The following is a 24,444-nucleotide window of genomic DNA, read 5'->3' as shown; positions in this document are numbered from 1 at the left end:
CGGCCAGCTTAGGACAAGAGGAGCTATTGATGAAAGCGCCCCGCGTGACCCTGGATCAATGGCGAACATTGCAGGCCGTGGTCGACCACGGCGGATTCGCCCAGGCCGCCGAGGCCTTGCACCGTTCGCAATCGTCGGTGAGTTACACCGTCGCCCGCATGCAGGACCAACTCGGCGTGCCGCTGCTGCGGATCGACGGGCGCAAAGCCGTGCTCACCGAAGCCGGCGGCGTATTGCTGCGCCGCTCGCGGCAACTGGTGAAACAGGCCAGCCAACTGGAAGACCTTGCCCATCACATGGAGCAAGGCTGGGAGGCCGAGGTGCGGCTGGTAGTCGATGCGGCGTATCCGAGCGCGCGGATCGTGCGCGCGTTGACCGCGTTCATGCCGCAGAGTCGTGGTTGCCGGGTTCGCTTGCGTGAAGAGGTATTGTCCGGCGTGGAGGAAGTGTTGCTCGAAGGCGTGGCCGATCTGGCGATCACCGGCCTGAGCATTCCCGGCCACCTCGGGGCGGAATTGAGCGACGTCGAGTTCATCGCCGTCGCCCACCCCGATCACCCGCTGCACCGGCTCAATCGCGAACTGAGCTTTCAGGATCTGGAAACCCAGATGCAAGTGGTCATCCGCGACTCCGGCCGCCAGCAACCCCGCGACGTTGGCTGGCTCGGCGCCGAACAGCGCTGGACCGTGGGCAGTCTCGCCACTGCCGCAACCTTTGTCAGCAGCGGTCTGGGCTTTGCCTGGCTGCCCCGGCACATGATTGAACGAGAACTGAAAGATGGCTCGCTCAAGCTGCTACCGTTGGACAGGGGTGGCACTCGCAATTCCAGCTTCTACCTGTATTCGAACAAGGACAAACCCTTGGGCCCGGCCACGCAAATCCTCATCGAATTGCTACGCACCTTCGATACGTTACCTCTGGATGCGCCGTACGCCGCCCCCGAACAAGCCTGACACGGAGTTCACCGATGGCCTATTTCGAGCACGATGGTTGCAACCTGCACTACGAGGAATATGGCCACGGTACGCCGTTGCTGCTGGTTCACGGGCTCGGTTCAAGCACGCTGGACTGGGAAATGCAGATCCCGGCACTGGCCGCGCACTATCGGGTGATCGTCCCGGATATTCGCGGCCACGGTCGCTCGGACAAGCCGCACGAGCGCTACAGCATCGCTGGATTCAGCGCTGACATGCTTGCACTCATCGAGCATTTGAACCTTGGCCCGGTGCACTACGTCGGGCTGTCGATGGGCGGCATGATCGGCTTCCAGTTCGGCGTCGATCAGCCGCAACGGCTCAAGAGCCTGACCATCGTCAACAGCGCACCGGAGGTCAAATTACGCAGCCGCGACGATTTTTGGCAGTGGTTCAAACGCTGGAGCCTGATGCGCGTGCTCAGCCTCGCAACCATTGGCAAAGCCCTTGGCGGCAAACTTTTCCCGAAACCCGAACAAGCCGGTCTGCGGCAGAAAATGGCCGAACGCTGGGCAAAAAACGACAAACGTGCTTATCTCGCCAGCTTCGATGCGATTGTTGGCTGGGGCGTTCAGGAACGACTTTCCCGGGTGACCTGTCCAACGCTCGTCATCAGCGCCGACCGTGATTACACACCGGTGGCATTGAAAGAAACCTATGTAAAACTGCTGCCGAATGCGCGGCTGGTGGTGATCGCCGATTCGCGCCACGCCACCCCGCTCGATCAACCCGAACGCTTCAATCAAACGCTGCTGGAGTTCCTCGCCGCAGCCGAAATTCAATCTCAGGATCACTGACCCATGCTGAAAAAACTCGCCCTCGCCGCTGGCACCGTGCTGTTTGCCGCCAACCTGATGGCTGCCACGCCGGTCAAAGCACCGCACGTGCTGCTGGACACAACCAACGGTCAGATCGAAATCGAACTGGATCCGGTCAAGGCACCGATCAGCACCAAGAATTTTCTGGATTACGTCAACAGCGGTTTCTACACCAACACCATTTTCCACCGCGTGATCCCGGGCTTCATGGCTCAGGGCGGCGGTTTCACCCAGCAGATGCAGCAAAAAGAAACCAAGGCGCCGATCAAGAACGAAGCCAGCAATGGCCTGCACAACGTGCGCGGCACCTTGTCGATGGCGCGCACTTCCAACCCTGACTCGGCCACCAGCCAGTTCTTCATCAACGTGGCTGACAACGCGTTCCTCGATCCGGGCCGTGACGCCGGTTACGCGGTGTTCGCCAAAGTGGTCAAGGGCATGGACGTGGTCGACATCATCGTCAACTCGCAAACCACCACCAAAAGCGGCATGCAAAACGTGCCTGTAGACCCTGTGATCATCAAGTCGGCCAAAGTCATCGACTAAGCTGTACAGGGCGTATCGAGCGGCGCGGTTCAACACCGCGCCGCTCACACTGATAAAAGGAGAGCCCGGATTCCGGGCGGTTATCTGATGCTCTATCGCCGTTTCGAACAACTGATCGACGTGTTCCGCGATGCCCCCACGGCATCCCCGCCGGATCGCGTACTGCCCTTCTACACCTATTACCTCAAGCAGGTCTGGCCGAGTTTTGCCGCCCTGCTCACCGTCGGATTGTTCGGCGCCTTGATCGAAGTGGCGTTGTTCAGCTACCTCAGTCGCATCATTGACCTCGCCCAAGGCGCACCGAACCCGAACTTTTTTCACGAGCATGGCCTGGAGTTGGCCTGGATGGCCGTGGTCGCGCTGATCTTGCGCCCGGTCTTTGTCGGCCTGCACGATCTGCTGGTGCACCAGACCCTGAGTCCGAGCATGACCAGCATGATCCGCTGGCAAAACCACAGCTACGTGCTCAAGCAAAGCCTGAATTTTTTCCAGAACGACTTCGCCGGTCGTATCGCCCAACGCATCATGCAGACGGGCAACTCGCTACGCGACTCTGCGGTGCAAGCGGTGGATGCGTTGTGGCATGTGCTGATCTACGCGATCAGCTCGCTGGTGCTGTTCGCCGAGGCCGACTGGCGCCTGATGATCCCATTGCTGACGTGGATCGCCGCGTACATTGGCGCGCTCTGTTACTTCGTGCCACGGGTCAAGGAACGCTCCGTGGTGTCCTCCGATGCACGCTCCAAACTGATGGGGCGGATCGTCGATGGCTACACCAACATCGCCACCCTGAAGCTGTTCGCCCATACCAATTACGAGCAGCAATACGCCCGCGAAGCAATCGAAGAACAGACCGAAAAAGCCCAACTGGCGGGCCGCGTTGTGACCAGCATGGACATCGCCATTACCACCATGAACGGCCTGCTGATCGTCGGCACCACGGGCCTGGCCTTGTGGCTGTGGACGCAATCACTGATCACCGTCGGGGCGATTGCCCTGGCAACCGGCCTGGTGATACGCATCGTCAATATGTCCGGCTGGATCATGTGGGTGGTCACCGGCATTTTCGAAAACATCGGCATGGTCCAGGACGGTTTGCAGACCATCTCGCAACCGGTCAGCGTCACCGATCGCGAACAGGCCAAACCGCTGGATGTAGCCCAGGGCGAAGTGCGTTTCGAGCACGTGGATTTTCACTACGGCAAGAAGAAAGGCATCATCGGCGATCTCAACCTGAACATCAGACCGGGCGAAAAAATCGGCTTGATCGGGCCGTCGGGGGCCGGTAAGTCGACCTTGGTCAACCTGCTGCTGCGTTTGTATGACGTCGAGGGCGGGCGGATTCTGATCGATGGCCAGAACATCGCCGAAGTTGGTCAGGAAAGCCTGCGCGCACGCATCGGCATGATCACGCAGGACACTTCGCTGTTGCACCGTTCGATCCGCGACAACTTGCTGTACGGCAAACCGGAGGCGACCGACGCAGAGCTGTGGGACGCGGTGCACAAAGCCCGCGCCGATGAATTCATACCGCTACTGTCGGACGCCGAGGGCCGTACCGGCTTCGACGCTCACGTGGGCGAGCGCGGGGTGAAACTGTCCGGTGGTCAGCGTCAGCGCATTGCGATTGCGCGGGTGCTGCTCAAAGACGCACCGATCCTGATTATGGACGAAGCGACCTCGGCGCTGGATTCGGAGGTCGAAGCGGCGATTCAGGAAAGTCTGGAAACCCTGATGCAAGGCAAAACCGTGATTGCGATTGCGCATCGGCTCTCGACCATTGCCCGGATGGACCGACTGGTGGTGCTGGAGAACGGCAAGATCGCCGAGAGCGGCACCCACGCTGAATTGCTGGCTCACCGTGGGTTATATGCGCGATTGTGGGCGCACCAGACCGGAGGATTTGTCGGTATCGACTGACCCCTCCAAGATCGTTCCCACGCTCTGCGTGGGAATGCAGCCCGTGACGCTCCGCGTCACTGGACGCGGAGCGTCCCTTGAAGCATTCCCACGCAGAGCGTGGGAACGATCACCGCCAGAGTCCGCCAACCACGGGCGCTGGCGGTTTTTTTTGGCCGCTGGAAATCCGTAAAAACCCTGCTGTACTCAGCCAAGGTTCCAGAACGGGGCCTGTCGTAAGTCTGCAAGGATGCACAACTCGATGCAGTCTCGATAGCACGCCTATCAAGGACTCTCTCATGTCTCTGTTCAAACGTTCAGTCACTGAGTTGTTGGGTACGTTCTGGTTGGTATTGGGTGGTTGCGGCAGCGCGGTGATTGCCGCGTCCTCGCCGTTGGGAATCGGGGTGCTGGGGGTTGCCCTGGCGTTTGGTCTGACGGTGTTGACCATGGCATTCGCCATCGGCCACATCAGTGGCTGTCACCTCAACCCGGCCGTGTCGGTCGGACTGTTCGTCGGCGGTCGCTTTCCGGCCAAAGAGTTACCTGCTTACATCATTGCTCAAGTGCTCGGCGCGATCCTCGCGGCAGCGCTGATCGCTCACATCGCCAGTGGCAAGGAAGGTTTTGATATTGCCGCCGGCCTCGCGTCCAACGGTTATGGCGAGCACTCGCCGGGCAAATATTCGATGGCGGCGGGGTTTGTCACTGAGTTGGTGATGACCGCGATGTTCGTGATCATCATCCTCGGCGCCACCGACAAACGTGCACCGCCTGGGCTGGCGCCTATTGCCATCGGATTGGGCTTGACGCTGATCCACCTGATCTCGATTCCCGTCACCAATACCTCGGTAAACCCGGCGCGCAGCACCGGACCGGCACTGATGGTTGGCAGCTGGGCCATTGCGCAACTGTGGATGTTCTGGGTAGCACCGTTGATAGGCGCAGTGGCAGGCGGTGGAATTTATCGATGGCTGGCTGACGAAAAAAACTAAACTTCACGCAACTAAAAGGCCGTATTAGTTAAACTAAAAATACGGCCTTCAATTACATTCACACACTATATAAAATATTCTGAAACAGCGAAAACGCTGACAGACGCCTCTAAGCGTATTACCTTTGACCCCGCAAACAAAAGCAACTTTCTTCACCACCAACACACAAATCTCTCAAGGATTGAGGCATGAACACTTTAATCAACAGCATCATCGCTATTGCCTTGACTACTGGTCTGATGCAAAACAATGCTGTAGCCGATGATACCGGCACTAACGTTTATCGCTGCCAGCAATACAGCGAGGATTTCAAGGGCTACATCTGGAAGCTTAAAGGCTTTTATAGCGACGCGCCTACAGCCGAAGCGTTCATGGAGACCGAGTCCGCCAAGGCTCTGGACCTGAAAAAATGCAAGGTCTGGGTATTTGAAGATAATAGCAGCCACTGGGAGTGGTAAGTAAATGAAATATTACAAAAGTCTAATCGCCGCCGTACTGATCATTGCAACTTATTCAGGTTTTGCTTCTGCCATGCTGTCGCCAACGGTCAATAGCGACTCACCTCTGGAATTCAACATGGGTGAAGCGCTGTCTGAAGTTCGCCCGGAACTAAATTGTTCCGCCAACGCTAACACGGGAAAAGTCCAATGTGATCGACCGGAGTTCATATATACCTGTCAGGTAGCCAAAAAACCAAATCTGATGATTTATTATTATTCTTCGATTGCCACTCTTGAGGATTTTAACAACGTGTCCTCGCAGAAAGGGTTAAGCAATTGTGTAGCAGGTGCAAGCTGGTAACCGAGTGTATTTTTAGTTGAACCAACAAGGCCCGAGCAAACTGTCGGGCCTTGTTGTCAGCGGCTTTTTGCAGTTTCGCGTGCGATGCCAAAGCTCAAACCTGTTTGTAAGGCAACGCGGCAACTGCTTCCTGCGCATAGGCGAGCACACCTGCGCGCTCCTGGTGCAGGAAGTCTTTGACCGCAGCTTTCAATCCCGGATGACGCAGGTAGTGCCACGAATGCGTGATCACCGGTTCAAACCCCCGAATCAGTTTGTGCTCGCCCTGAGCTCCCGCATCGAAACGCTGAAAACCATGGGCAATCGCGTAGTCCATGCCCTGATAGAAACAGGTTTCAAAGTGCAGGCGATCGAACTCGGCCAGGCAGCCCCAATAGCGGCCGTAGAAACTGTCGCCGCCGACCAGACTGAACGCCATCGCCACCGGCCGTGAGCCATGTCTGGCCAGCACCACGCGGATCGACTCCGGCATGCGTTCGGCGAGCAAGCTGAAAAATTCCCGGGTCAGATAGGGCGCTTGCCGGCGCACTGCATAGGTGTTGGCGTAGCAAGCATAGACAAAATCCCATCGAGCCTCATCCAGTTCGTGCCCCTCCAGCCATTCAAACTCGAAGCCCTGCCCTGCCACTTGCTCGCGTTCCTTACGCATCTGTTTGCGCTTGCGCGAACTGAGTACGTCGAGGAAATCCTGAAAGTCGCGATAACCGCGATTTTGCCAATGGTACTGACAGCCGATGCGTTGCAACCAGCCCGGTTGCTCGGCCATCGCGGCGTCGGTGAAAAGGTCGGTGAAATTGATGTGCGCGCTGGATAGCCCTTCGATTTCCAGATACCCCGGCAGGCTCTTCAGCAGCTCGAAACCATCCTCGACACTAGCCGCCAACAACCGTGGACCGCTGACCGGGCTGAAGGGTACGGCAGTCAGAAGTTTAGGGTAGTAATCAATACCGGCGCGGGCGCAGGCATCGGCCCAGCCGTGATCGAACACGTACTCGCCATAGGAGTGCCACTTGCGATAGCTGGGTAAGGCGGCGATCAGTCGATCCGCTTCGATGTGCAGCAAATGCTCCGCTTGCCAACCGGTGTGTGGGCCGATGCTGCCGCTGTCTTCCAGCGCACTGAGAAACGCATGACGCAAGAACGGCTGGTTCTCCGGTACCAGTGCATCCCAACTGGCCGGGGCGATTTCTGACAGATTTTGCAGGCGTTGCAACGGCATCGACGGGCTCTCCATAACAGGACTTCAGCGCTGGACGAGTATCGCCGATTGCGCCGCAATACACACCCGCATTGGGGCGACAGCGCTCTAGATCAGTAGTTCACGAGCATTTTGTATCGTCATCATCCTGCCATCACTGTGCCACTGCTCTGTCATAAACCATCGCGATACTGGCGCCTGTTTTTAGAGCGCCGGGTTCTACCCGGACACTGTTTTCCGACGTTCACCGCGTCGGTTGTGCCCAGGATGGTTCAGCCATCCTCTCTCATCTTCGGAGATTGCTATGCGTCTTGCTTCCACGAAAACTGCGGCGGCCCTGTGCGGTGGCTTGTTGCTGGCCATGAGCGTTCCGGCCAGTGCTGCAGTCGACGCCAAACTGCTCGACATGCTCAAGGCTAACGGTTCGATTTCCCAGGCGCAGTACGTAGAACTGCAAACTGAACTGGCCAAGGATCAGAAGGCTCAGCAAATCGCGCAGCAGGCGCAGCAAGAGACCAACGAACAAGTCGCCGCCGTTGCGAAGAAAACCAACGAACAAAGCGTTTTCGACCAGAAACTGGCCTGGGCCGCGAAGACCCAGTTCAAGGGCGACGTACGTATTCGTCAGGAAACCATCAAGATCGACGGCGAGCCGAACAACGGCGGCCGCGACAAGGATCGTCAGCGTATCCGTGCCCGTCTGGGTGCCTACACCGAGATCAACCCGCAGGTCGACACCGGCATTCGTATCGCCACCGGCGGCGGCGACGATGCCCGTTCGACCAACCAGGATCAGGACAACTACTTCGACAAGAAGCAGATCTGGCTCGACCTGGGCTATATCGACTACCACCCCGATCAGATCAAGAACCTGCACATCATCGGCGGCAAGATGCTCCAGCCGTGGGTCAGCATGGGCGACGTGATCTGGGACAGCGACATCAACCCGGAAGGTCTGGCCGTTACCTACAAGTATCCACTGGGCAGCAGCGCCGAACTGTTCGGCAGCCTGGGTAACTACAACCTCAAGGACAACGTCGACGGCGATGGCGTGCAATTCCGTCACGACCTGCGTCTGACCGCCGGCCAGTTGGGTAGCCGCTTCAACATCACCGACAACCTCAAAGTGACTCTGGGCGGCAGCGTCTACGCCTACCAGAACGATGAAGACAGCCGCTGCACCGGGACTTCCACACCTTGCGCCCTGGCGGTCAACGGCAACTCGGCTGACAACGAATTCCGTCTGTATGAAGGCTTCAGCCAGGTCGACATCGGTGGTCTGCCAATGCCACTGTCGTTCTACGGTCAGTACGTGAAGAACAACGATGCCGTGACTGATCAGGACACTGCATGGCTGTTGGGTGCCAAGTCGAAAGTCTTCGGCCTGAACCTCGATTACAACTACCGTGACGTGCAGCGCAACGCCGTGGTCGGCGCCTTCACCGACTCCGACTTCGCCAACGGTACCACCGGTTCCCGGGGCCACAAGTTCAAGGTCGGTTACGACATCGACAAGAACTTCGCCATTGGCGCCACGTACTTCCTGACCAAGGCCGACTTTGCCAGCCGTACCCAGCGTGATGCTGACGCCAACACCCTGCAGCTGGATGCGGAAGCCAAGTTCTAAAAACGCTTCACGCTATAGCCCGGTGCGGGCGGAACGATCCCCATCATCCGTTCGTTTCATCCGCACCGAGCTATTCCCTTTACAGGAGCTGCCGGCGGCTGCGATCTTTTGATCTTAAAAAACAAGATCAAAAGATCGCAGCCTCGTTTCACTCGTCAGCTCCTACGAAAAGCGGTCTTTGCGACGTTGCTCGGCCAAGCGCTCTGCCAAGGTATCCACACCCTCTTGCGGCTTCTCCGGCATCGCCTTCAACGTGGCCTGCATCAATTTCATCTGCCGAATGAAGCGCCGGCAATTAGGGCAGAACATCAGGTGATGGCGCACCATCAGTTTTTCGCGAAAGCTCAACTGGCCATCGAGATAATCGCTGGAGCGCGCCACTTGTTCCTTACAGGTCAGCATTCGCCGGTCTCCTCAAAATGCTCCACCGTGGCGAAGACTTTCAGCCGCGCACGATGCAGCAGCACACGGACATTGGAGAGAGAGATCTCCAGTAGATTACAGATTTCCTCCAGCTCCAGGCCCTGACGCTCACGCAACAGCAACACACTGCTTTGCAGCTCCGACAGACTGAGCAAGGTGTGCTCCAGACAGTCACGCAATTCACCTTCGGTGAGCAAGGCTTCCGGGGTGTCCTGATGCCAGGCGAACGGGGCGATCAGCCAATGGCCGTCACCGGGAGAAAAGCGGTCATCATCGATGCTGCCGTGGGGCGACGGCAGGTCATCCATCAACACTTCACGACGATTTTGCTTGTAGCGGCTTTTCGCCGAGTTGGCGGTGATGGTCAGCAGCCAGGTCTTGAGACTGGAGCGGCCTTCGAAGCTGCCAATATGGCGCACCACGGAGAGCCAGGCGTCCTGCACCACTTCCTCGACATGACGCTGACCGACGATGGCATAGGCCACGGCGCGCATGGCGCTCTGGTAGGTGCTGACCAATTCCTTGAAAGCCTTTTGCTCACCGGCCAGCAGGCGTTCGAGCAGTTGAGTGTCGTCCATTGCGGCCATGCATTACCTCTCTGAAAGCAAAAGATCGCAGCCTGCGGCAGCTCCTGCAAGGGTCAGTGCAGGAGTTGCCGCAGGCTGCGATCTTTCAAGGCGCAATCAACGTTTGCGCAGGATCACGCTGCCAATGGAATAACCGGCGCCGAACGAACTCAGCACTGCCAGCGAACCGGCAGCCAGGTCGTCCTGATATTTGTGAAACGCAATCACCGAACCGGCGGAGCTGGTGTTGGCGTAGGTGTCGAGAATCACCGGGGCTTCTTCTTCGGTGGCTTCGCGGCCCAGCAGTTTGCGCACGATCAGGTGATTCATGCTCAGGTTGGCCTGGTGCAGCCAGAAGCGCTTCACATCGCCAACATTCAGCTGGTTCTCTTGCAGATGCTCGCCGATCAGTTCGGCAACCATCGGGCAGACATCCTTGAACACTTTTCGGCCTTCTTGCACGAACAGCTTGTCGCGGGCACCGATGCCCTCTTCAGCTGCCCGGTTGAGGAAACCGAAGTTGTTACGGATGTTGTTGGAGAACTTGGTCAGCAGCTTGGTGCTGACCACGTCGAACTGGTGCTTGGACGTCGCTGTGTCAGCACGCTCGATGATCACCGCAGTCGCGGCGTCGCCGAAGATGAAGTGGCTGTCGCGATCACGGAAGTTCAGGTGCCCGGTGCAGACTTCCGGGTTGACCATCAGGATTGCCCGCGCCTGACCCAGTTGCACACTGTTGGCCGCAGCCTGGATGCCGAAGGTCGCCGAGGAGCAGGCGACGTTCATGTCGAAGCCGAAGCCTTGAATGCCCAGGGCTTCCTGGACTTCGATGGCGATGGCCGGGTAGGCGCGTTGCAGATTGGAACAGGCAACGATCACGCCGTCGATGTCGGCTGCAGTTTTGCCGGCACGTTGCAGGGCCTGTTCGGCAGCGCCGATGGCCATCTGGCAAAGCACCGACCATTCGTCGTTGGAACGCTCCGGCAGGCGTGGGGCCATGCGTTGCGGGTCGAGGATGCCGTCCTTGTCCATGACAAAACGGCTCTTGATGCCGGAGGCTTTTTCGATGAAGGCGGCGCTGGATTCGGTCAGGGCCTGGACTTCGCCGCTGGCGATGGCCTGGGCGTTGTCAGCGTTGAACTGGGCGACGTAGGTGTTGAAAGACTGCACCAGCTCTTCGTTGGAGATGCTGTTGGCCGGGGTGTACAGGCCGGTGCCGCTGATGACGACGTTATGCATGGTCGTTTCTCTAATCTGTTCAGGCAGAAAGTGCTGGAACCGTCGTACCAACACACAAAGGGTCTATTCCCATCCGGGGGACGCAAACCTGGCATCGCTTTATTCCGTCTCGCACCACGGCCGAAGGCTCTGGGTCGCGAAACCGGCGTTTATGGTCGCGAAGTTTGCCATAAACGCAGGCTTTTGGCGCCTTTCTCCTGCTAAACGCGATCCCTGTAGGAGCTGCCGAAGGCTGCGATCTTTTGATCTTGACGTTGTAAAAAGCAAAATCAAAGGATCGCAGCCTTCGGCAGCTCCTACAGGATCGTTACGAGGCGTGGGATCAGGGTTCTACCTGGGTCCACTGCTTGTTCAGGCGTTTGTCGGAAATCGGCGTTTTCGTGCCCAACTGTTGAGCGAACAGCGACACCCGGTATTCCTCCAGCCACCAGCGGTACAACTCCAGCTGCGGATCGCGCTTGCCTTCCTGCGCATGCTTGGCGGCGCGAGCCTGGTATTGCGCCCAGAGGCCGGCGAGTTCGCCGCTCCAGACGCGATCCTTCTGCAGCTGCGCGCCAAGCTTCTCGAAACGCTGCTCGACCGCCTTCAAGTAACGCGGCAGTTCTTTGAGCCACTGCATCGGCGTTTCACGGACAAAACCCGGATACACCAGATGGCTGATCTGCTGCTTGATGTCATTCAGTGCCACCGCCTGAGCGAGGTCGATCTTGCCTTTGAAGCGTTTCTGCAAACCGTGCCACAGCTTGAGAATCTCCAGGGTCAGCCGCGCCACGCGCTCGGCGTGCTCGGTCCAACTGCCGCGCTTGCGCTCGGCCAGTGCCGCCAACCCGGCGCCGTCACGGGGCAGCGGATCTTCGCCTTCAAGAATGCAGCTATCGAGGCTGGCCAGCAGAATGTCCTCGACCAGCGCATCAACCCGGCCCAGCTCGCGATAGAGCAGGCCCAGTTCAGTCTGCCCCGGCAACTTGCTGCGCAGGAATTTCGCCGGTTCGGCCAGTTGCTGCATCAGCAGACGCTGCAAGGCGCGGCGATGCTGGAATTCGGCCTCGGCCGGGGTCGAAAAGCGCCCTTCCTTGACCGTGCCACCCTCTTCGACCAGCGCCGGATACACCGTCATCGACAGCCCGGCGATCTTCTGTTGGGTCTTCTCTGCCACCGGCGCGAAGACTTTCGCCTCCACCGGCTGCTGGCTCTTCGCACTCTGCGGCACGGCCAACGCGGCCTGACTGGCCTCGGCAAACCGTGCGGTCAGTTCGGCCAGATCGCGGCCTTCGCCAAGGAATTTGCCTTGGCCGTCGACGATTTCCAGGTTCATCCGCAGATGCCCTTCAACCCCTTGCTCGGCTTCTGCCCACGCTTCATCGCTGACCCGCGCGCCGGTCATGCGCAGCAATTCTCGGCCCAGTGCCTGCGGCAACGAACCCTCGGCAAAGGTCATGCGTTGCAACGCCGCTTTGATGAAGTCCGGCACCGGCACGAAGTTTTTGCGCAGCGCTTTCGGCAAGTTGCGCACGAGGGCGATGCACTTGGCTTCGATCAGCCCCGGCACCAGCCACTCCAGACGTTCCGGCGGCAGCATCGGCAACAGCGGCGCCGGCACCCGCAAGGTCACGCCGTCGCGCGGGTGATTGGGTTCGAAGTGATAGGTCAGCGCCAGTTCCAGATCGCCGATGTGCAGCGTGTCCGGGTAATCGCGCGCGGTGACTTCACTGGCCTCGCGGGCCAGCACGTCTTCTTCGCGCATGATCAACAGCTGCGGGTTCTTCTGGCTGTTGATGCGGTACCAACTGTCGAAAGTCGCGGTCTGGTGAATCTCCGCCGGCAAACGCGCATCGTAGAACGCGTACAGGGTTTCTTCGTCAGCAAGAATGTCGCGGCGACGGGCCTTGGCTTCCAGTTCGTCGAGCTGCTCCAGCAGTTGCTGGTTGGCGGTCAGGCATTTGGCCTTCGACTGAATCTCGCCACGCACCAGAGCTTCGCGGATAAACAGCTCACGGGAAACCACTGGATCGACCGGGCCGTAATGCACCGGACGGCGACCGACCACGATCAGCCCGAACAGAGTGATCTGCTCGTAGGCCACAACCTGGCCACGCTTCTTTTCCCAGTGCGGTTCGAAGTGGTTTTTCTTGATCAAGTGCCCGGCCAGCGGCTCGATCCAGTCGGCGTCGATCTTGGCGACCATGCGCGCGTAAAGCTTGGTGGTTTCCACCAGTTCGGCGGTCATCAGCCATTGCGGACGTTTCTTGCCGATGCCCGACGACGGATGAATCCAGAAGCGCCGCTGACGCGCGCCAAGGTAATCGCCGTCCTCGGCTTTCTGGCCGATCTGGCTGAGCAGACCGACCAGCACCGCTTTGTGCAGTTTCGGGTAATCGGCAGGCTCTTTGTTCAGGCTCAACTGCATGTCGCGGCAGATCAGGCTCAACTGGCGATGGGAATCGCGCCACTCGCGCAAACGCAGATAGTTGAGGAAGTTCTTGCGGCACCAGTTACGCAACGGGCTTGCCGTCAGCGCTTGGCGTTGTTCTTCAAAGCCACGCCACAAATTCACTAATCCAGCGAAGTCGGAATCAACGTCTTTCCATTGGGCATGAGCCTGATCGGCCGCTTGCTGACGTTCCGGCGGACGCTCGCGCGGATCCTGAATCGACATGGCACTGGCGACGATCAGCACTTCCTGCAAGCTGCCGAGCTTGGCCGCTTCAAGCAGCATGCGGCCCATACGCGGGTCGACCGGCAAGCGAGCAAGTTGGCGACCGAGCGGGGTCAACTGACTGTTGCGATCCACTGCCGAGAGTTCTTGCAGCAGATTGAAACCGTCACTGATCGCCTTGCCATCCGGCGGTTCAATAAACGGAAACGCAGTGATCTCGCCGAGGCGCAGATGCAGCATCTGCAAAATTACAGCGGCGAGGTTGGTGCGCAGAATTTCCGGATCGGTGAATTCCGGGCGACCGAGGAAATCTTCTTCGCTGTACAAACGAATGCAGATACCCGGCTCGACCCGGCCACAACGACCTTTACGCTGATTGGCGCTGGCCTGGGAAATCGCTTCGATCGGCAGACGCTGGACCTTGGCGCGATAGCTGTAACGGCTGATGCGCGCGGTGCCGCTGTCGATCACATAGCGGATGCCCGGCACGGTCAACGAAGTTTCGGCGACGTTGGTCGCGAGCACCACACGACGGCCCGGGTGCGACTGGAAAATCCGCTGCTGCTCGGCCGGCGACAGGCGCGCGTACAGCGGCAGGATTTCAGTGTGTTTGATTTGCGCCTTGCGCAGCATGTCGGCAGCGTCGCGAATCTCACGCTCGCCGGGCAGGAACACCAACACGTCACCGGGACTGCGGCGTTCGCTGCGTTCGTAGGCGGCGATTTCGTCGAGGGTCGCGAGGATCGCCTGATCGACGGTCAGGTCATCCTCGACGCGGTTGCCCTCTTCGTCCTGCTCCAGTGTCAGCGGGCGATACCAGGTGTCCACCGGGAAGGTGCGACCGGACACTTCAACAATCGGCGCATCATCAAAATGCCTGGAGAAGCGCTCCAGATCGATGGTCGCCGAAGTAATGATGACTTTCAGATCCGGACGACGCGGTAGCAGGGTTTTCAGGTAACCGAGCAGAAAGTCGATGTTGAGGCTGCGCTCGTGGGCTTCGTCGACGATGATCGTGTCGTAGCGTTCGAGGTAGCGATCGTTCTGGGTTTCCGCGAGCAGGATGCCATCGGTCATCAGTTTGATCAGGGTGTTGGAATCGCTCTGATCTTCGAAACGCACCTGATAGCCGACCAGCGAACCGAGCGGCGTGCCGAGTTCTTCGGCAACGCGGCTGGCGACGCTGCGGGCAGCGATTCGACGCGGCTGGGTATGGCCGATCAAGCCGTGCTGGCCGCGACCGATCTCCAGACAGATTTTCGGCAACTGGGTGGTTTTACCCGAACCGGTTTCGCCGGCGATGATCAAGACCTGGTGCTGTTCCAGGGCCTTCTTGATTTCGTCGCGCTTGGCGGCAATCGGCAAACTATCGTCGTAACGAATCACCGGCAGGCTGGCCTTGCGGGCCAGCACCTGATCACAGGACGCCTGCATGCGCGTCACCCATTGGGCCAGTTTGGCCTCATCGGGTTTCTTGCGCAGCTCAAGCAACTGCCGCCGCAGCCGGTGACGGTCGGCGAGCATGGCGTGGTCGAGGTTTTTCAGCAGTTTGTCGATGGAGGGCGATTCGTCGGTCATCGGGTAGGCAATTCGGTCGTCTATTTATGCAGGGGGCGGATTGTCGCAGATTTGCCTCCGATTGGCCTGCTTCCCCTGTAGGAGCTGCCGAAGGCTGCGATCTTTTGATCTTGTTTTTTAAAAGCAAAACCAAAAGATCGCAGCCTTCGGCAGCTCCTACAGGGGGAGTTATTCGTTATCGAGGCCTTTGCGGCGATATGGGAAGACGTCGATGACTTTGCCGGCGCGAATCGCTTCCTGCAGGCTTTTCCAGTAATCAGCGTTATACAACTCGCCATGCAACTGATCGAACAACTTGCGCTGTCCCGAGTCGGCGAACAGAAACGGCGGAAACTCCTCAGGAAACACGTCCAGCGGCCCGATCGAGTACCACGGCTCGGACGCCATTTCGTCCTCCGGCGTGCGCGGCGCAGGGATGTGGCGGAAGTTGGCTTCGGTCAGGAAACAAATCTCGTCATAGTCATAAAACACCACCCGCCCGTGACGAGTGACGCCGAAGTTTTTCAGCAGCATGTCGCCGGGAAAGATATTCGCCGCCGCCAGTTGTTTGATCGCCAGGCCGTAATCCTCCAGCGCCTCACGCACCTGTGCATCGTTGGCGTTCTCCAGATACAGATTGAGCGGGGTCATCCGCCGTTCGGTCCAGCAGTGACGGATCAACACAGTGTCGCCCTCGACTGAAACCGTCGACGGCGCCACTTCCAACAATTCCTCCAGACACGCCGGATCGAACTTGCTCAGCGGAAAACGGAAGTCGGCGAACTCCTGGGTATCGGCCATGCGCCCTACCCGGTCGACGCTTTTCACCAAGCGGTATTTTTCGATCACCGTGGCGCGGTCGACGTTTTTCGACGGCGAGAAACGGTCCTTGATGATCTTGAACACGGTGTTGAAACCCGGCAGGGTGAACACGCTCATGACCATGCCGCGTACACCCGGGGCCATGATGAACTGGTCGTCGGTGTTGGCCAGATGATTGATCAGCGCGCGGTAGAACTCGGATTTGCCGTGCTTGTAGAAGCCGATTGAGGTGTACAGCTCAGCGATGTGCTTGCCCGGCAGGATGCGCCGCAGAAAACCGATAAATTCCGCCGGCACCGGCACGTCGACCATGAAATACGAACGGGTGAACGAGAAGATGATCGACACCTCGGCTTCGTCGGTGATCAGCGCATCGATCTGGATCCCGCGCCCTTCGCGGTGCAGCAGTGGAATCACCAGTGGCCATTGCTCGTCGCGGGTGTAAATGCGTCCGACCAGGTACGCGCCCTTGTTGCGGTACAGCACCGAGGAAAACAGCTCGACGCTGAGTTCCGGGTCTTTGCACACCCAGTCCGGCAGGTTCTCGCGCAGTTGTGCTTCGAGCCGGAGCAAATCGCCGGGCAGATCGGCGTAGTCCTCGCTGAAACGGTAGTCGGCAAAAATGCTCGCGAGCATCCCCGACAATTGCCCTTGCGGTTTGTACGTACGGGTTTGCGCGGCGCGGGCACGGCGCAGGCTCGGACGCGTGGTGTGGATGAACATGCAGCCGTCGCTGATCAGGTCGTGGCTGAACAGCCCGCAGAAAATCGAGTTGTACCAGGTCTCGGACAGTTCATCGTCGAAACGCAGGTCGATAACGCTGATGTAGGCGCTTTTCACCAGTGGCCAGCAGCTGACATTCATCAGCGTTTCATCGTCGAAGTATTCGCGCAGGCGAGCGATGGTTTCGCCGACCTTTTCTTCATAGAGGTTGATCCGCGCCGCCGACGCGGTTTGCGTCTCTTGCCAGCGCGCCTGCTCGAAACGCTCCCGGGCGCCGTCGGTAATCCGCCGGAAATGCTCGCGGTAATCGTCAAAGCCATCGAGGATCATGCGGGCGATGTCGGTGGCTGGCCATTGCTGCGGCATAGATGAGACCTCGGCGTGCGTTGGAAAATCTGTGCCTGAGCTTAGCCACGGATGCGTGCGCAGGTGAAGTGCAATTTCTGCCAAATGCCATGCCAGTTGTAACCGACCGGGGTTTTCCGTGCAGACGCGGCGGCTACGGAAAATTAAATGTCCGATTAGCGGTTGCCATCATCTGGGGCCTCGGCAACACTCTCGTCCCGATCAAGGAAGGAGCCCCGCCGTGAGCCCTGTCGATATTTTCCGCATGTTGTCGCTGGCAGCCATCTGGGGCGCGAGTTTTCTGTTCATGCGCGTGATTGCGCCGGTGATCGGCTCGGTCCCGACGGCGTTCTTTCGCGTATCGATCGCCGCAGCCGGTCTGCTGGTCATTCTTGGGCTGATGCGCATCAGTCGGGATTTCAAAGGCAAACTGAAAACCGTGATGCTGCTGGGCGTGATCAATTCCGGGCTGCCGGCAACGCTCTATTCAGTCGCCGCGCAAGTGCTGCCCGCTGGGTATTCGGCAATATTCAATGCCACCACACCGTTGATGGGGGTGCTGATCGGCGCGTTGTTTTTCAGTGAGAAACTCACCATCGCCAAGTTCAGCGGCGTTTTTCTTGGTCTATTCGGCGTCGGTGTGCTGACCCGTGCCGGTCCCATGGCATTCGATCTGCAACTGCTGATGGGCGCCCTCGCCTGCCTGCTGGCGACCACTTGCTACGGCTTTGCCGGGTTCCTCGCACGGCGCTGGCTGGATCAGGCCGGCGGCCTCGACCCACGCCTGTCGGCACTGGGCAGCATGCTCGGGGCGACGTTGTTCCTGTTGCCGCTGTTCGCCTTCAGCATCATCAGCGCGCCACCGCTCAGTTGGGGTGGCTGGAATGTCTGGCTGTCGCTGCTCGGTCTGGGCCTGGGGTGCACGGCATTTGCGTACATCATTTACTTCCGCCTGCTCAGTTCGATCGGTCCGGTGAAATCAATGACCGTGACCTTCATGATTCCGCCGTTCGGCGTGTTGTGGGGGGCGTTGCTGCTGGATGAGCCGTTGTCGATGGCGCATGTGTATGGCGGGGTGCTGATTGCGGCGGCGTTGTGGCTGGTGTTGAAGCCTGCTGCGCTAAAACCTCTTGAAATGAATACCCGGTAGGAGCTGCCGCAGGCTGCGATCTTTTGATCCTGTCTTTAAAAACAAGATCAAAAGATCGCAGCCTGCGGCAGCTCCTACCGGGGTTCGCGTTATCGGGATTTACGGAATACGAATGCCAGGCCGATGACGATCAACAGCATGCCCAGCACACTCAACGCCGCCAGGCGATTGCCGAAAATCAGATAGTCCATCACCGCCGTCACCGCCGGCACCAGATAAAACAGACTGGTGACATTCACCAGATTGCCCCGCGCGATGAGCCGATACAGCAACAGCGTTGCCAGCACAGAGACCACCAGCCCCATCCACAACACCGGCACGATAAAACCTGTGCTGTGCTCAAAGTGGAATGGCTGAAACGGCACGAAAATCCCACATAACAACAGACCGGCCAAGTACTGCACCGGCAGCGTGCCGAGGGGATTGTCGGTGATGCACTTCTGCATGATCGAGCCCAGGGTCATGCTCGCCAGCGCCAGCAGACCAAACAGCATCCCCGCCCAGGACATCCCGGCCAGACCGATGCCTTGGTAAACCACCATGATCAGCCCGGCCAGCCCCAGCGCCAGACCGAACAGGCGACTCGCCGAGCGCTGCCGCTCCATCAAGACCACGGTGAGAATCGGCTGCACGCCCATGATGGTCGCCATCACGCCCGGAGTGACCTTGGTGTTCAGCGCCAACAGATAGAAAATCTGATACGCCCCCAACAACACCAAGCCCGTGGCAATTGCGTACAGCATCGGCTTGCCACCCTTGGGCAGATTCAATTTGAGCAGCGGCGCCAGCAGCACCAGCCCGCACAAGGCAATCGCGAAGCGAATCAGCAGAAAGGCAAACGGCGAAGCGTGGGCCAGCCCCCATTTGGAGAAGATCGCCCCGCTGCTCCACAGCAGAACGAACAGGCTCGTGGACGTCGCCGCGAGCGCGGATTTTTTCGACAGGACAAACATGAATACCACCTGTAGTCAGGCAAGAAGCCAACTCAGCCGAAGCTGAAATTCAGTAGTTTTTTCTGGCGGGCGCAGGGGGCAGCAGAAACTGCCGATCAGCCCGAAACGCCAACGCCCGGCGGTGATACGACTGCGCACACCGGCGTGCTACTGACAGGTGGGGGGTAATGACTGATCTGCCTGGGCTGCTGATTCCCGCACGGCACGACGCCAGCGTTGACCGCTGAATCGACTACCGCGTTGATGAGGGATGCAGGCATTGGCGCAGATCTTTTTTGAAGGGGTGGGGCGTGAGCGGTGCGGCTCACGAGCGCCGACTATAACCAGCGTGGGACATGTATTGCAATGAGTTGGGCAAAGCGCCAGCAGGGACAGTTGGCTGCAAGGTGAATAGGCTGGATCGCAATTGCGACACCCCACCATGGAGGACAAGGAATGCACGGGATCACATGCCAAGGGAACGGACGTATTTGCGCTACCAAGTGTATAAATCACAGGCCAGGAAACAGGCCGGGGTTACTTTCGCAAAGCTGCACAAAGACTTGTTGCAGCAAGGGATAGTGGATGTTGATCACTCCAGAGTTCGTTTCGAAGCAATCGATGCTCAAGCGCTGAGTGCCTATGAAGAATGGTTCGATCCTCATTTCTCTTGGCAAGATGTAGTCAGGTGGAAGGCCAAAGAACCACTTGGCTTCGATTTGGCAATCTGGTTTGATCAGGAGTTATGCGGACTTTGCTTTGCAAACCCTAATCAGAGCCGGTTGCGAGTGAAAATTGTGCGTCTGGAAGGAAAGCCCGATAACGACCACCCTCTCAAAAGCCGAGTTGCGACATTTGCCTTGACCGCCGTGACTCACTTCGCGCGAATCATCGGTAGTACCCAAATTGAAATACAGGAACCTCTCCCTGGAGTGATTTCCCTGTACCGGCAACTGGGTTTTGAATTCGATTCGGAGGGTAGGCTTGTGAAGCTGATTTGGTAAGACTAGTATCGAGCAACTGCTCATTTAATGATCAACGCCGGAGGCACCATGAAGGCTGCCGTTGAAAAAAAGGCGCCAGGCGCCAGATCGATAAAAGCTGATAGAAAACGCTCTTCCGGGAAGTTGTCTGAACGGGAGTTGCACCGAATCAGAGAAGCATTGGTGAATCCAGCCGCGGAAGAGCCAGGAGGCGTCCTCGCTGGCGCTTCGTTCACCTTCTCTTCATAAAAAAACCGCTCACAAGGAGCGGTTTTTTATTGTCTGATCCAGCTTCAGCCGAACAACCAATACCCCAACAACGTCAACACCAGCACCGCCAGCACCGGACGCATCACGCGGTAGGCTTTCGGATGACGGCGTTTCCACTGTTTGACCACGCCACTGAACTTGTCGCTGAAGTTCTTGCTCCAGGCGTAGGCCTGGTTGATCCCGCCGACGCGTTCGTCATCAAGGTTCTGCGGTGCGGTGGCACGGCCGAGCCAGGCGCTGATCGCGCGGTTGATGCGGGTCATGAGGCGGTTGCTCAGCGGACGCTCGACGTCGCAGAACAGAATCACGCGGGTTTGGTCGGTTTCGTTCTTGACCCAGTGCACGTAGGTCTCGTCGAACATCACGTCTTCGCCATCACGCCAGGCGTACACCTGACCGTCGACGAAGATCCGGCAATCATCGGAGTTTGGCGTCGACAAACCGAGGTGATAGCGCAGTGAGCCGGCAAACGGATCGCGGTGCGGGTTCAGGTGACTGCCACCCGGCAGCAAGGCAAACATCGCGCCTTTGACATTGGGGATGGCACTGACCAGCGCCACGGTTTTCGGGCACAGGGTTTCGGCCGAGGGCAGCGGCTTGTCGTACCACTTGAGGTAGAAACGCTTCCAGCCCTTTTTGAAGAACGAGCCAAAACCGGCGTCGTTGTTCTTCTCGGCGGCGCGAATGTAGCCTTCGTCGAACAGATGCAATGCTTCGTCGCGAATGGTTTCCCAGTTATCGCGCAGCACATCCAGCTCCGGAAACTTGCTGCGATCCAGGTACGGCTTGGACGGCACGCCAGAAAACAGGTACATCAAGGCGTTGTACGGGGCGAACAACGCCGAGTGGTTGACGAACTGACGCAGTACCGGCAAACGCGCCTTGCCGCGCAAATGCACATAGAGCGTGCTGCCCAGAAACAGCAACAGCACAAACGCCTTGGCGGCAAACGAAACGGTCATCAACAACTCCTTGAATAAAGACAACGCTGCGCAATGCCCCTTTACCCGGCATGGCAGCCGGCCATGATAAACACTACCGGCCTCGGGAAAAACCCGCTCAACCCAAGAATCAGTGTTAAGAATTGCGCAACAAAGCATTTATTAACATAACGATCCTGAACCCTGGCTGACCTGAATCAAATGGATCTACTGCTGAGTTTCCTGCTCGGTAAACAGATCACTGAACAGCATGCTCGATAGATAACGCTCACCCGAGTCTGGCAGAATCACCACAATGGTCTTGCCCTGCATCTCCGGGGTTTCCGCCAAACGCACCGCGACGGCCATCGCGGCGCCGCAGGAGATACCGCAGAGAATCCCTTCTTCCTGCATCAGACGCAGGGCCATGGCTTTGGATTCTTCGTCGGTGACCTGCTCAACCCGGTCCACCATCGACAGATCGAGGTTTTTGGGAACGAAACCGGCGCCAATACCCTGGATCTTGTGCGGACTTGGCTTGATCTCTTCACCGGCCAATGCCTGAGTAATCACAGGTGAAGACACCGGTTCCACGGCCACCGATAGAATAGGTTTGCCCTGGGTATTCTTGATATACCGCGAAACGCCGGTGATGGTTCCGCCGGTGCCGACACCCGCTACCAGCACATCGACCGCACCATCGGTATCGTTCCAGATTTCCGGGCCGGTAGTCTTTTCGTGAATGGCCGGGTTGGCCGGGTTATCGAACTGCGCCGGCATGAAGTATTTGTCGGCATCACTGGCGACGATCTCGGCCGCCTTCTCGATGGCGCCCTTCATGCCTTTCGCCGGTTCAGTCAACACCAGTTCGGCGCCCAACGCCTTGAGGACCTTACGCCGTTCAATGCTCATGGACGCCGGCATGGTCAGCATCAATTTGTAACCACGGGCGGCCGCAACGAAAGCCAGGCCAATACCGGTGTTGCCCGAGGTTGGCTCAACGATGGTCATGCCGGGCTTGAGTTTGCCGCTGCTTTCGGCATCCCAGATCATGTTTGCGCCGATCCGGCACTTGACCGAATACCCGGGGTTGCGCCCTTCGATCTTGGCCAGGATGGTCACGCCACGCGGCGCAATGCGGTTGATCTGCACCAGCGGCGTATTACCGATGGAATGGGCGTTGTCAGCGAAAATGCGGCTCATGGCTGGGTCCTTATGCAGCGTTGAATTCAGCCTTCCAAGGTAAGCCTGTTGCCCATCGCAGTCCAGTCGGGTCGAACGACTGCGCGGCGTAATAGTCAATCGCTTACATCGTCAGGGAATTGCCGTCATGAAGCGTCGCTACAGTTGGCCACTAGGGATTTTCGCCGTCGTCGTTGTGTTGCTGATAGCGCTGCACATCGCCCTGCCCTACATGGTGCGCGACTATCTGAACGGCAAACTGGCGGACATGGGTGACTATCGGGGCCAGATCACTGATGTCGACCTGGCCCTATGGCGCGGCGCCTACAAGATCAACGGTCTGAAAATCGTCAAGGTCGACGGCAAGGTGCCGGTGCCGTTCGTCAATGCGCCGCTGATCGATCTGTCGGTCAGTTGGCATTCGCTGTGGTACGACCATGCCGTCGTGGCGCAGGTGAGATTCGTAAATCCTGAAGTCAATTTCGTCGATGGTGGCGCTAACAAACAGAACTCACAAACAGGTCAAGGCACCGACTGGCGCGCGCAACTGGGCAAATTGCTGCCGATCACTCTCGACGAAGTACAGATTCAGGACGGCAAGATCAGTTTCCGCAACTTCAATTCAAAACCTCAAGTGAACATGAACGCGACCAATGTTGACGCGAGCATCTACAACCTGACCAACGTGGTCGACAAACAGGGCAAACGCGACGCCCGCTTTGAAGGCAAAGCCCTGCTGCTGGGGCACGCACCGCTGGAAACCACCGCAACGTTCGACCCTCTGAGCAACTTCGAGGACTTCGAATTCCGTCTGCGCGCCAAAGACATCGAACTCAAGCGCATGAACGACTTCGCCTCGGCCTACGGCAAGTTCGACTTCAACGCCGGCCACGGTGATGTGGTGATCGAAGCCCAAGCCAAAAAAGCCCAGGTCAACGGCTATATCAAACCACTGCTGCGCGACGTCGAAGTGTTCAACTGGCAGCAGGACGTGGAAAACAAGAACAAGAGCATCTTCCGCTCGGTCTGGGAGGCATTGGTGGGCGGCACGGAAACCGTGCTGAAGAACCAGGCGAAAAACCAGTTCGCCACCAAGGTAGAACTCAGCGGCAACGTGCATCAGCAAAATATCAGCGCATTCGAGGCGTTTTTGCAGATTTTGCGCAATGGCTTCGTCCAGGCATTCAATGCCCGCTATGAGCGGCCGAAGCCTGATGCGGGTTAGGGTTCATTTCTGGAAAAGCATCCAGATATAGAGTATCGGCGCCAATCTGAATATCCGGGGCCGGCCATTCAACGGTCCAACCTTTATCGCCCAAGATGGCAGTCGCAAAGACTTGGGGATCAAGCAAGGGCTGCAACTGCTTATACGTTTGAATATCTCGACTCAAATCGAGTGTCAGCGCGCGACCATCAACAAAGCAGAGTGCAAGCCGACTATCAGAGAGCGCAGTAACTGCCGCCAAGCGTGGTCGTTTCATGGATAACATCAATTCAGCGCCTCCGGGCAGATGGGGACTGCTTCGCAGCCCAGCGGGAGCAAGCTCCCTCGCCACAGATTCAGTAGACATCCTGAAGGCTATCGCCAAATCGGCGATACCTGAATACTGGCCATCGGCCGAGACTGAGTCAACATGTGACGCCCCATTCAGAGACTGAATAAGCCGTCTGCGTTCACAGTCGACCGGCCTGCGCGTTATAGTCGGGCATCCGATTATTTCGCCCCCGCCCTGCCCGTTCAGGTCGGCGTTACCGTTCGAGGATTAGCAGATGAAGTTAGACGGCACACAGGCCTACGTCGCCACCCATGACCAGAAG

The 24,444-nt window shown here is 58.3% G+C and carries 20 protein-coding genes and 1 pseudogene; 11 read left to right on the top strand and 10 right to left on the bottom strand.

The annotated features are described in order from the left end of the window. The first annotated feature begins 29 nt into the window (after window positions 1-29). The 7 genes from ACIPIZ_RS08705 to ACIPIZ_RS08675 all read left to right on the top strand — a co-directional run bounded on the left by ACIPIZ_RS08705 (window position 30) and on the right by ACIPIZ_RS08675 (window position 6,033). Entirely contained in the window at window positions 30-953 is a 924-nt protein-coding gene (locus tag ACIPIZ_RS08705) for a LysR family transcriptional regulator (protein WP_008086429.1), read from the top strand. A 14-nt stretch (window positions 954-967) separates the two neighbouring features. Next, the gene (locus ACIPIZ_RS08700) at window positions 968-1,771 is read left to right on the top strand and encodes an alpha/beta fold hydrolase (protein ID WP_064388355.1); all 804 of its coding nucleotides are present in this window, start codon (window positions 968-970) and stop codon (window positions 1,769-1,771) included. A 3-nt stretch (window positions 1,772-1,774) separates the two neighbouring features. Beyond that, window positions 1,775-2,338: a peptidylprolyl isomerase gene (locus ACIPIZ_RS08695; protein ID WP_064388358.1), complete on the top strand. Its 564-nt coding sequence runs from the start codon at window positions 1,775-1,777 to the stop codon at window positions 2,336-2,338. A gap of 87 nt (window positions 2,339-2,425) precedes the next feature. Continuing rightward, the gene (locus ACIPIZ_RS08690) at window positions 2,426-4,258 is read left to right on the top strand and encodes an ABC transporter ATP-binding protein (protein WP_064388360.1); all 1,833 of its coding nucleotides are present in this window, start codon (window positions 2,426-2,428) and stop codon (window positions 4,256-4,258) included. A 278-nt stretch (window positions 4,259-4,536) separates the two neighbouring features. Then, complete coding sequence (gene aqpZ, locus ACIPIZ_RS08685) at window positions 4,537-5,232, top strand: aquaporin Z (protein ID WP_064388362.1); 696 nt, start codon at window positions 4,537-4,539, stop codon at window positions 5,230-5,232. Window positions 5,233-5,420: 188 nt separating this feature from the next. Beyond that, window positions 5,421-5,690 (top strand): hypothetical protein, encoded by a 270-nt coding sequence (locus ACIPIZ_RS08680; protein ID WP_064388364.1) that lies wholly within the window; start codon window positions 5,421-5,423, stop codon window positions 5,688-5,690. Between the two features lie 4 nt (window positions 5,691-5,694). Further along, on the top strand, window positions 5,695-6,033 hold the full coding sequence (locus ACIPIZ_RS08675; RefSeq protein ID WP_146117560.1) for a hypothetical protein: 339 nt from the start codon (window positions 5,695-5,697) through the stop codon (window positions 6,031-6,033). Window positions 6,034-6,127: 94 nt separating this feature from the next. Here ACIPIZ_RS08675 and ACIPIZ_RS08670 read toward each other — a convergent pair whose 3' ends face one another. Then, a complete protein-coding gene (locus ACIPIZ_RS08670; protein WP_401164977.1) occupies window positions 6,128-7,252 on the bottom strand; it encodes a GNAT family N-acetyltransferase in 1,125 nt (374 codons plus the stop codon). 283 nt (window positions 7,253-7,535) lie between these two features. Between ACIPIZ_RS08670 and ACIPIZ_RS08665 the strand changes: the two genes are divergently transcribed. Beyond that, a complete protein-coding gene (locus ACIPIZ_RS08665) occupies window positions 7,536-8,858 on the top strand; it encodes a putative porin (protein ID WP_401164974.1) in 1,323 nt (440 codons plus the stop codon). 162 nt (window positions 8,859-9,020) lie between these two features. Here ACIPIZ_RS08665 and ACIPIZ_RS08660 read toward each other — a convergent pair whose 3' ends face one another. From ACIPIZ_RS08660 to aceK, 5 genes are all read right to left on the bottom strand, one after another. Next, on the bottom strand, window positions 9,021-9,260 hold the full coding sequence (locus ACIPIZ_RS08660) for an anti-sigma factor (protein WP_064388368.1): 240 nt from the start codon (window positions 9,258-9,260) through the stop codon (window positions 9,021-9,023). Further along, entirely contained in the window at window positions 9,254-9,868 is a 615-nt protein-coding gene (locus ACIPIZ_RS08655) for an RNA polymerase sigma factor (protein ID WP_064388370.1), read from the bottom strand. The genes ACIPIZ_RS08660 and ACIPIZ_RS08655 overlap by 7 nt, the downstream gene beginning before the upstream one ends. Before the next feature lie 96 nt (window positions 9,869-9,964). Then, window positions 9,965-11,086 (bottom strand): beta-ketoacyl-ACP synthase III, encoded by a 1,122-nt coding sequence (locus ACIPIZ_RS08650; protein WP_122662661.1) that lies wholly within the window; start codon window positions 11,084-11,086, stop codon window positions 9,965-9,967. 322 nt (window positions 11,087-11,408) lie between these two features. Further along, window positions 11,409-15,320, bottom strand: a complete 3,912-nt coding sequence (gene hrpA, locus ACIPIZ_RS08645) for an ATP-dependent RNA helicase HrpA (RefSeq protein ID WP_401164971.1) — start codon at window positions 15,318-15,320, stop codon at window positions 11,409-11,411. A gap of 168 nt (window positions 15,321-15,488) precedes the next feature. After that, window positions 15,489-17,210 carry a bifunctional isocitrate dehydrogenase kinase/phosphatase gene (aceK, locus tag ACIPIZ_RS08640; RefSeq protein ID WP_064388375.1) on the bottom strand — a complete coding sequence of 574 codons (1,722 nt, stop codon included), beginning with the start codon at window positions 17,208-17,210 and terminating at the stop codon, window positions 15,489-15,491. Window positions 17,211-17,430: 220 nt separating this feature from the next. Here aceK and ACIPIZ_RS08635 point away from each other — a divergent pair, with 220 nt between their 5' ends. Then, entirely contained in the window at window positions 17,431-18,339 is a 909-nt protein-coding gene (locus tag ACIPIZ_RS08635; protein ID WP_401164968.1) for a DMT family transporter, read from the top strand. Window positions 18,340-18,428: 89 nt separating this feature from the next. Here ACIPIZ_RS08635 and ACIPIZ_RS08630 read toward each other — a convergent pair whose 3' ends face one another. Further along, window positions 18,429-19,292: a DMT family transporter gene (locus tag ACIPIZ_RS08630; protein WP_401164965.1), complete on the bottom strand. Its 864-nt coding sequence runs from the start codon at window positions 19,290-19,292 to the stop codon at window positions 18,429-18,431. 449 nt (window positions 19,293-19,741) lie between these two features. On the opposite strand from ACIPIZ_RS08630, the gene ACIPIZ_RS08625 reads away from it, so the two are divergent. After that, window positions 19,742-20,275, top strand: a complete 534-nt coding sequence (locus tag ACIPIZ_RS08625; protein ID WP_064388380.1) for a hypothetical protein — start codon at window positions 19,742-19,744, stop codon at window positions 20,273-20,275. Window positions 20,276-20,547: 272 nt separating this feature from the next. Here ACIPIZ_RS08625 and ACIPIZ_RS08620 read toward each other — a convergent pair whose 3' ends face one another. Then, window positions 20,548-21,486, bottom strand: coding sequence for an aspartyl/asparaginyl beta-hydroxylase domain-containing protein (locus ACIPIZ_RS08620; protein WP_064388381.1), 939 nt, complete (start codon window positions 21,484-21,486; stop codon window positions 20,548-20,550). A 186-nt stretch (window positions 21,487-21,672) separates the two neighbouring features. After that, window positions 21,673-22,647: a cysteine synthase A gene (gene cysK / locus ACIPIZ_RS08615; protein WP_064388383.1), complete on the bottom strand. Its 975-nt coding sequence runs from the start codon at window positions 22,645-22,647 to the stop codon at window positions 21,673-21,675. A gap of 127 nt (window positions 22,648-22,774) precedes the next feature. Here cysK and ACIPIZ_RS08610 point away from each other — a divergent pair, with 127 nt between their 5' ends. Beyond that, complete coding sequence (locus ACIPIZ_RS08610; protein ID WP_401164962.1) at window positions 22,775-23,851, top strand: DUF748 domain-containing protein; 1,077 nt, start codon at window positions 22,775-22,777, stop codon at window positions 23,849-23,851. Window positions 23,852-23,858: 7 nt separating this feature from the next. Here ACIPIZ_RS08610 and ACIPIZ_RS08605 read toward each other — a convergent pair. After that, a pseudogene (locus ACIPIZ_RS08605) lies at window positions 23,859-24,116 on the bottom strand (DUF2442 domain-containing protein); the annotation flags it as partial. Between the last annotated feature and the right edge of the window lie 328 nt (window positions 24,117-24,444).

Source organism: Pseudomonas sp. NPDC087690 (genome assembly GCF_044743175.1).
GTDB lineage: Bacteria > Pseudomonadota > Gammaproteobacteria > Pseudomonadales > Pseudomonadaceae > Aquipseudomonas.
Note: the sequence above shows the minus strand (reverse complement) of the source record. Positions and strands in the feature narration are given on the sequence as shown.

What these genes read in the sequence shown, in the direction of transcription:
- ACIPIZ_RS08675 (WP_146117560.1), top strand. Translation starts at nt 5,695, where the DNA reads ATGAAATATTACAAAAGTCTAATCGCCGCCGTACTGATCATTGCAACT.
- aceK (WP_064388375.1), bottom strand. Translation starts at nt 17,210, where the DNA reads ATGCCGCAGCAATGGCCAGCCACCGACATCGCCCGCATGATCCTCGAT.
- ACIPIZ_RS08705 (WP_008086429.1), top strand. Translation starts at nt 30, where the DNA reads ATGAAAGCGCCCCGCGTGACCCTGGATCAATGGCGAACATTGCAGGCC.
- ACIPIZ_RS08660 (WP_064388368.1), bottom strand. Translation starts at nt 9,260, where the DNA reads ATGCTGACCTGTAAGGAACAAGTGGCGCGCTCCAGCGATTATCTCGAT.
- ACIPIZ_RS08650 (WP_122662661.1), bottom strand. Translation starts at nt 11,086, where the DNA reads ATGCATAACGTCGTCATCAGCGGCACCGGCCTGTACACCCCGGCCAAC.
- ACIPIZ_RS08680 (WP_064388364.1), top strand. Translation starts at nt 5,421, where the DNA reads ATGAACACTTTAATCAACAGCATCATCGCTATTGCCTTGACTACTGGT.
- ACIPIZ_RS08630 (WP_401164965.1), bottom strand. Translation starts at nt 19,292, where the DNA reads ATGTTTGTCCTGTCGAAAAAATCCGCGCTCGCGGCGACGTCCACGAGC.
- ACIPIZ_RS08625 (WP_064388380.1), top strand. Translation starts at nt 19,742, where the DNA reads ATGCCAAGGGAACGGACGTATTTGCGCTACCAAGTGTATAAATCACAG.
- ACIPIZ_RS08695 (WP_064388358.1), top strand. Translation starts at nt 1,775, where the DNA reads ATGCTGAAAAAACTCGCCCTCGCCGCTGGCACCGTGCTGTTTGCCGCC.
- cysK (WP_064388383.1), bottom strand. Translation starts at nt 22,647, where the DNA reads ATGAGCCGCATTTTCGCTGACAACGCCCATTCCATCGGTAATACGCCG.
- ACIPIZ_RS08610 (WP_401164962.1), top strand. Translation starts at nt 22,775, where the DNA reads ATGAAGCGTCGCTACAGTTGGCCACTAGGGATTTTCGCCGTCGTCGTT.
- hrpA (WP_401164971.1), bottom strand. Translation starts at nt 15,320, where the DNA reads ATGACCGACGAATCGCCCTCCATCGACAAACTGCTGAAAAACCTCGAC.
- aqpZ (WP_064388362.1), top strand. Translation starts at nt 4,537, where the DNA reads ATGTCTCTGTTCAAACGTTCAGTCACTGAGTTGTTGGGTACGTTCTGG.
- ACIPIZ_RS08620 (WP_064388381.1), bottom strand. Translation starts at nt 21,486, where the DNA reads ATGACCGTTTCGTTTGCCGCCAAGGCGTTTGTGCTGTTGCTGTTTCTG.
- ACIPIZ_RS08655 (WP_064388370.1), bottom strand. Translation starts at nt 9,868, where the DNA reads ATGGCCGCAATGGACGACACTCAACTGCTCGAACGCCTGCTGGCCGGT.
- ACIPIZ_RS08665 (WP_401164974.1), top strand. Translation starts at nt 7,536, where the DNA reads ATGCGTCTTGCTTCCACGAAAACTGCGGCGGCCCTGTGCGGTGGCTTG.
- ACIPIZ_RS08700 (WP_064388355.1), top strand. Translation starts at nt 968, where the DNA reads ATGGCCTATTTCGAGCACGATGGTTGCAACCTGCACTACGAGGAATAT.
- ACIPIZ_RS08690 (WP_064388360.1), top strand. Translation starts at nt 2,426, where the DNA reads ATGCTCTATCGCCGTTTCGAACAACTGATCGACGTGTTCCGCGATGCC.
- ACIPIZ_RS08670 (WP_401164977.1), bottom strand. Translation starts at nt 7,252, where the DNA reads ATGCCGTTGCAACGCCTGCAAAATCTGTCAGAAATCGCCCCGGCCAGT.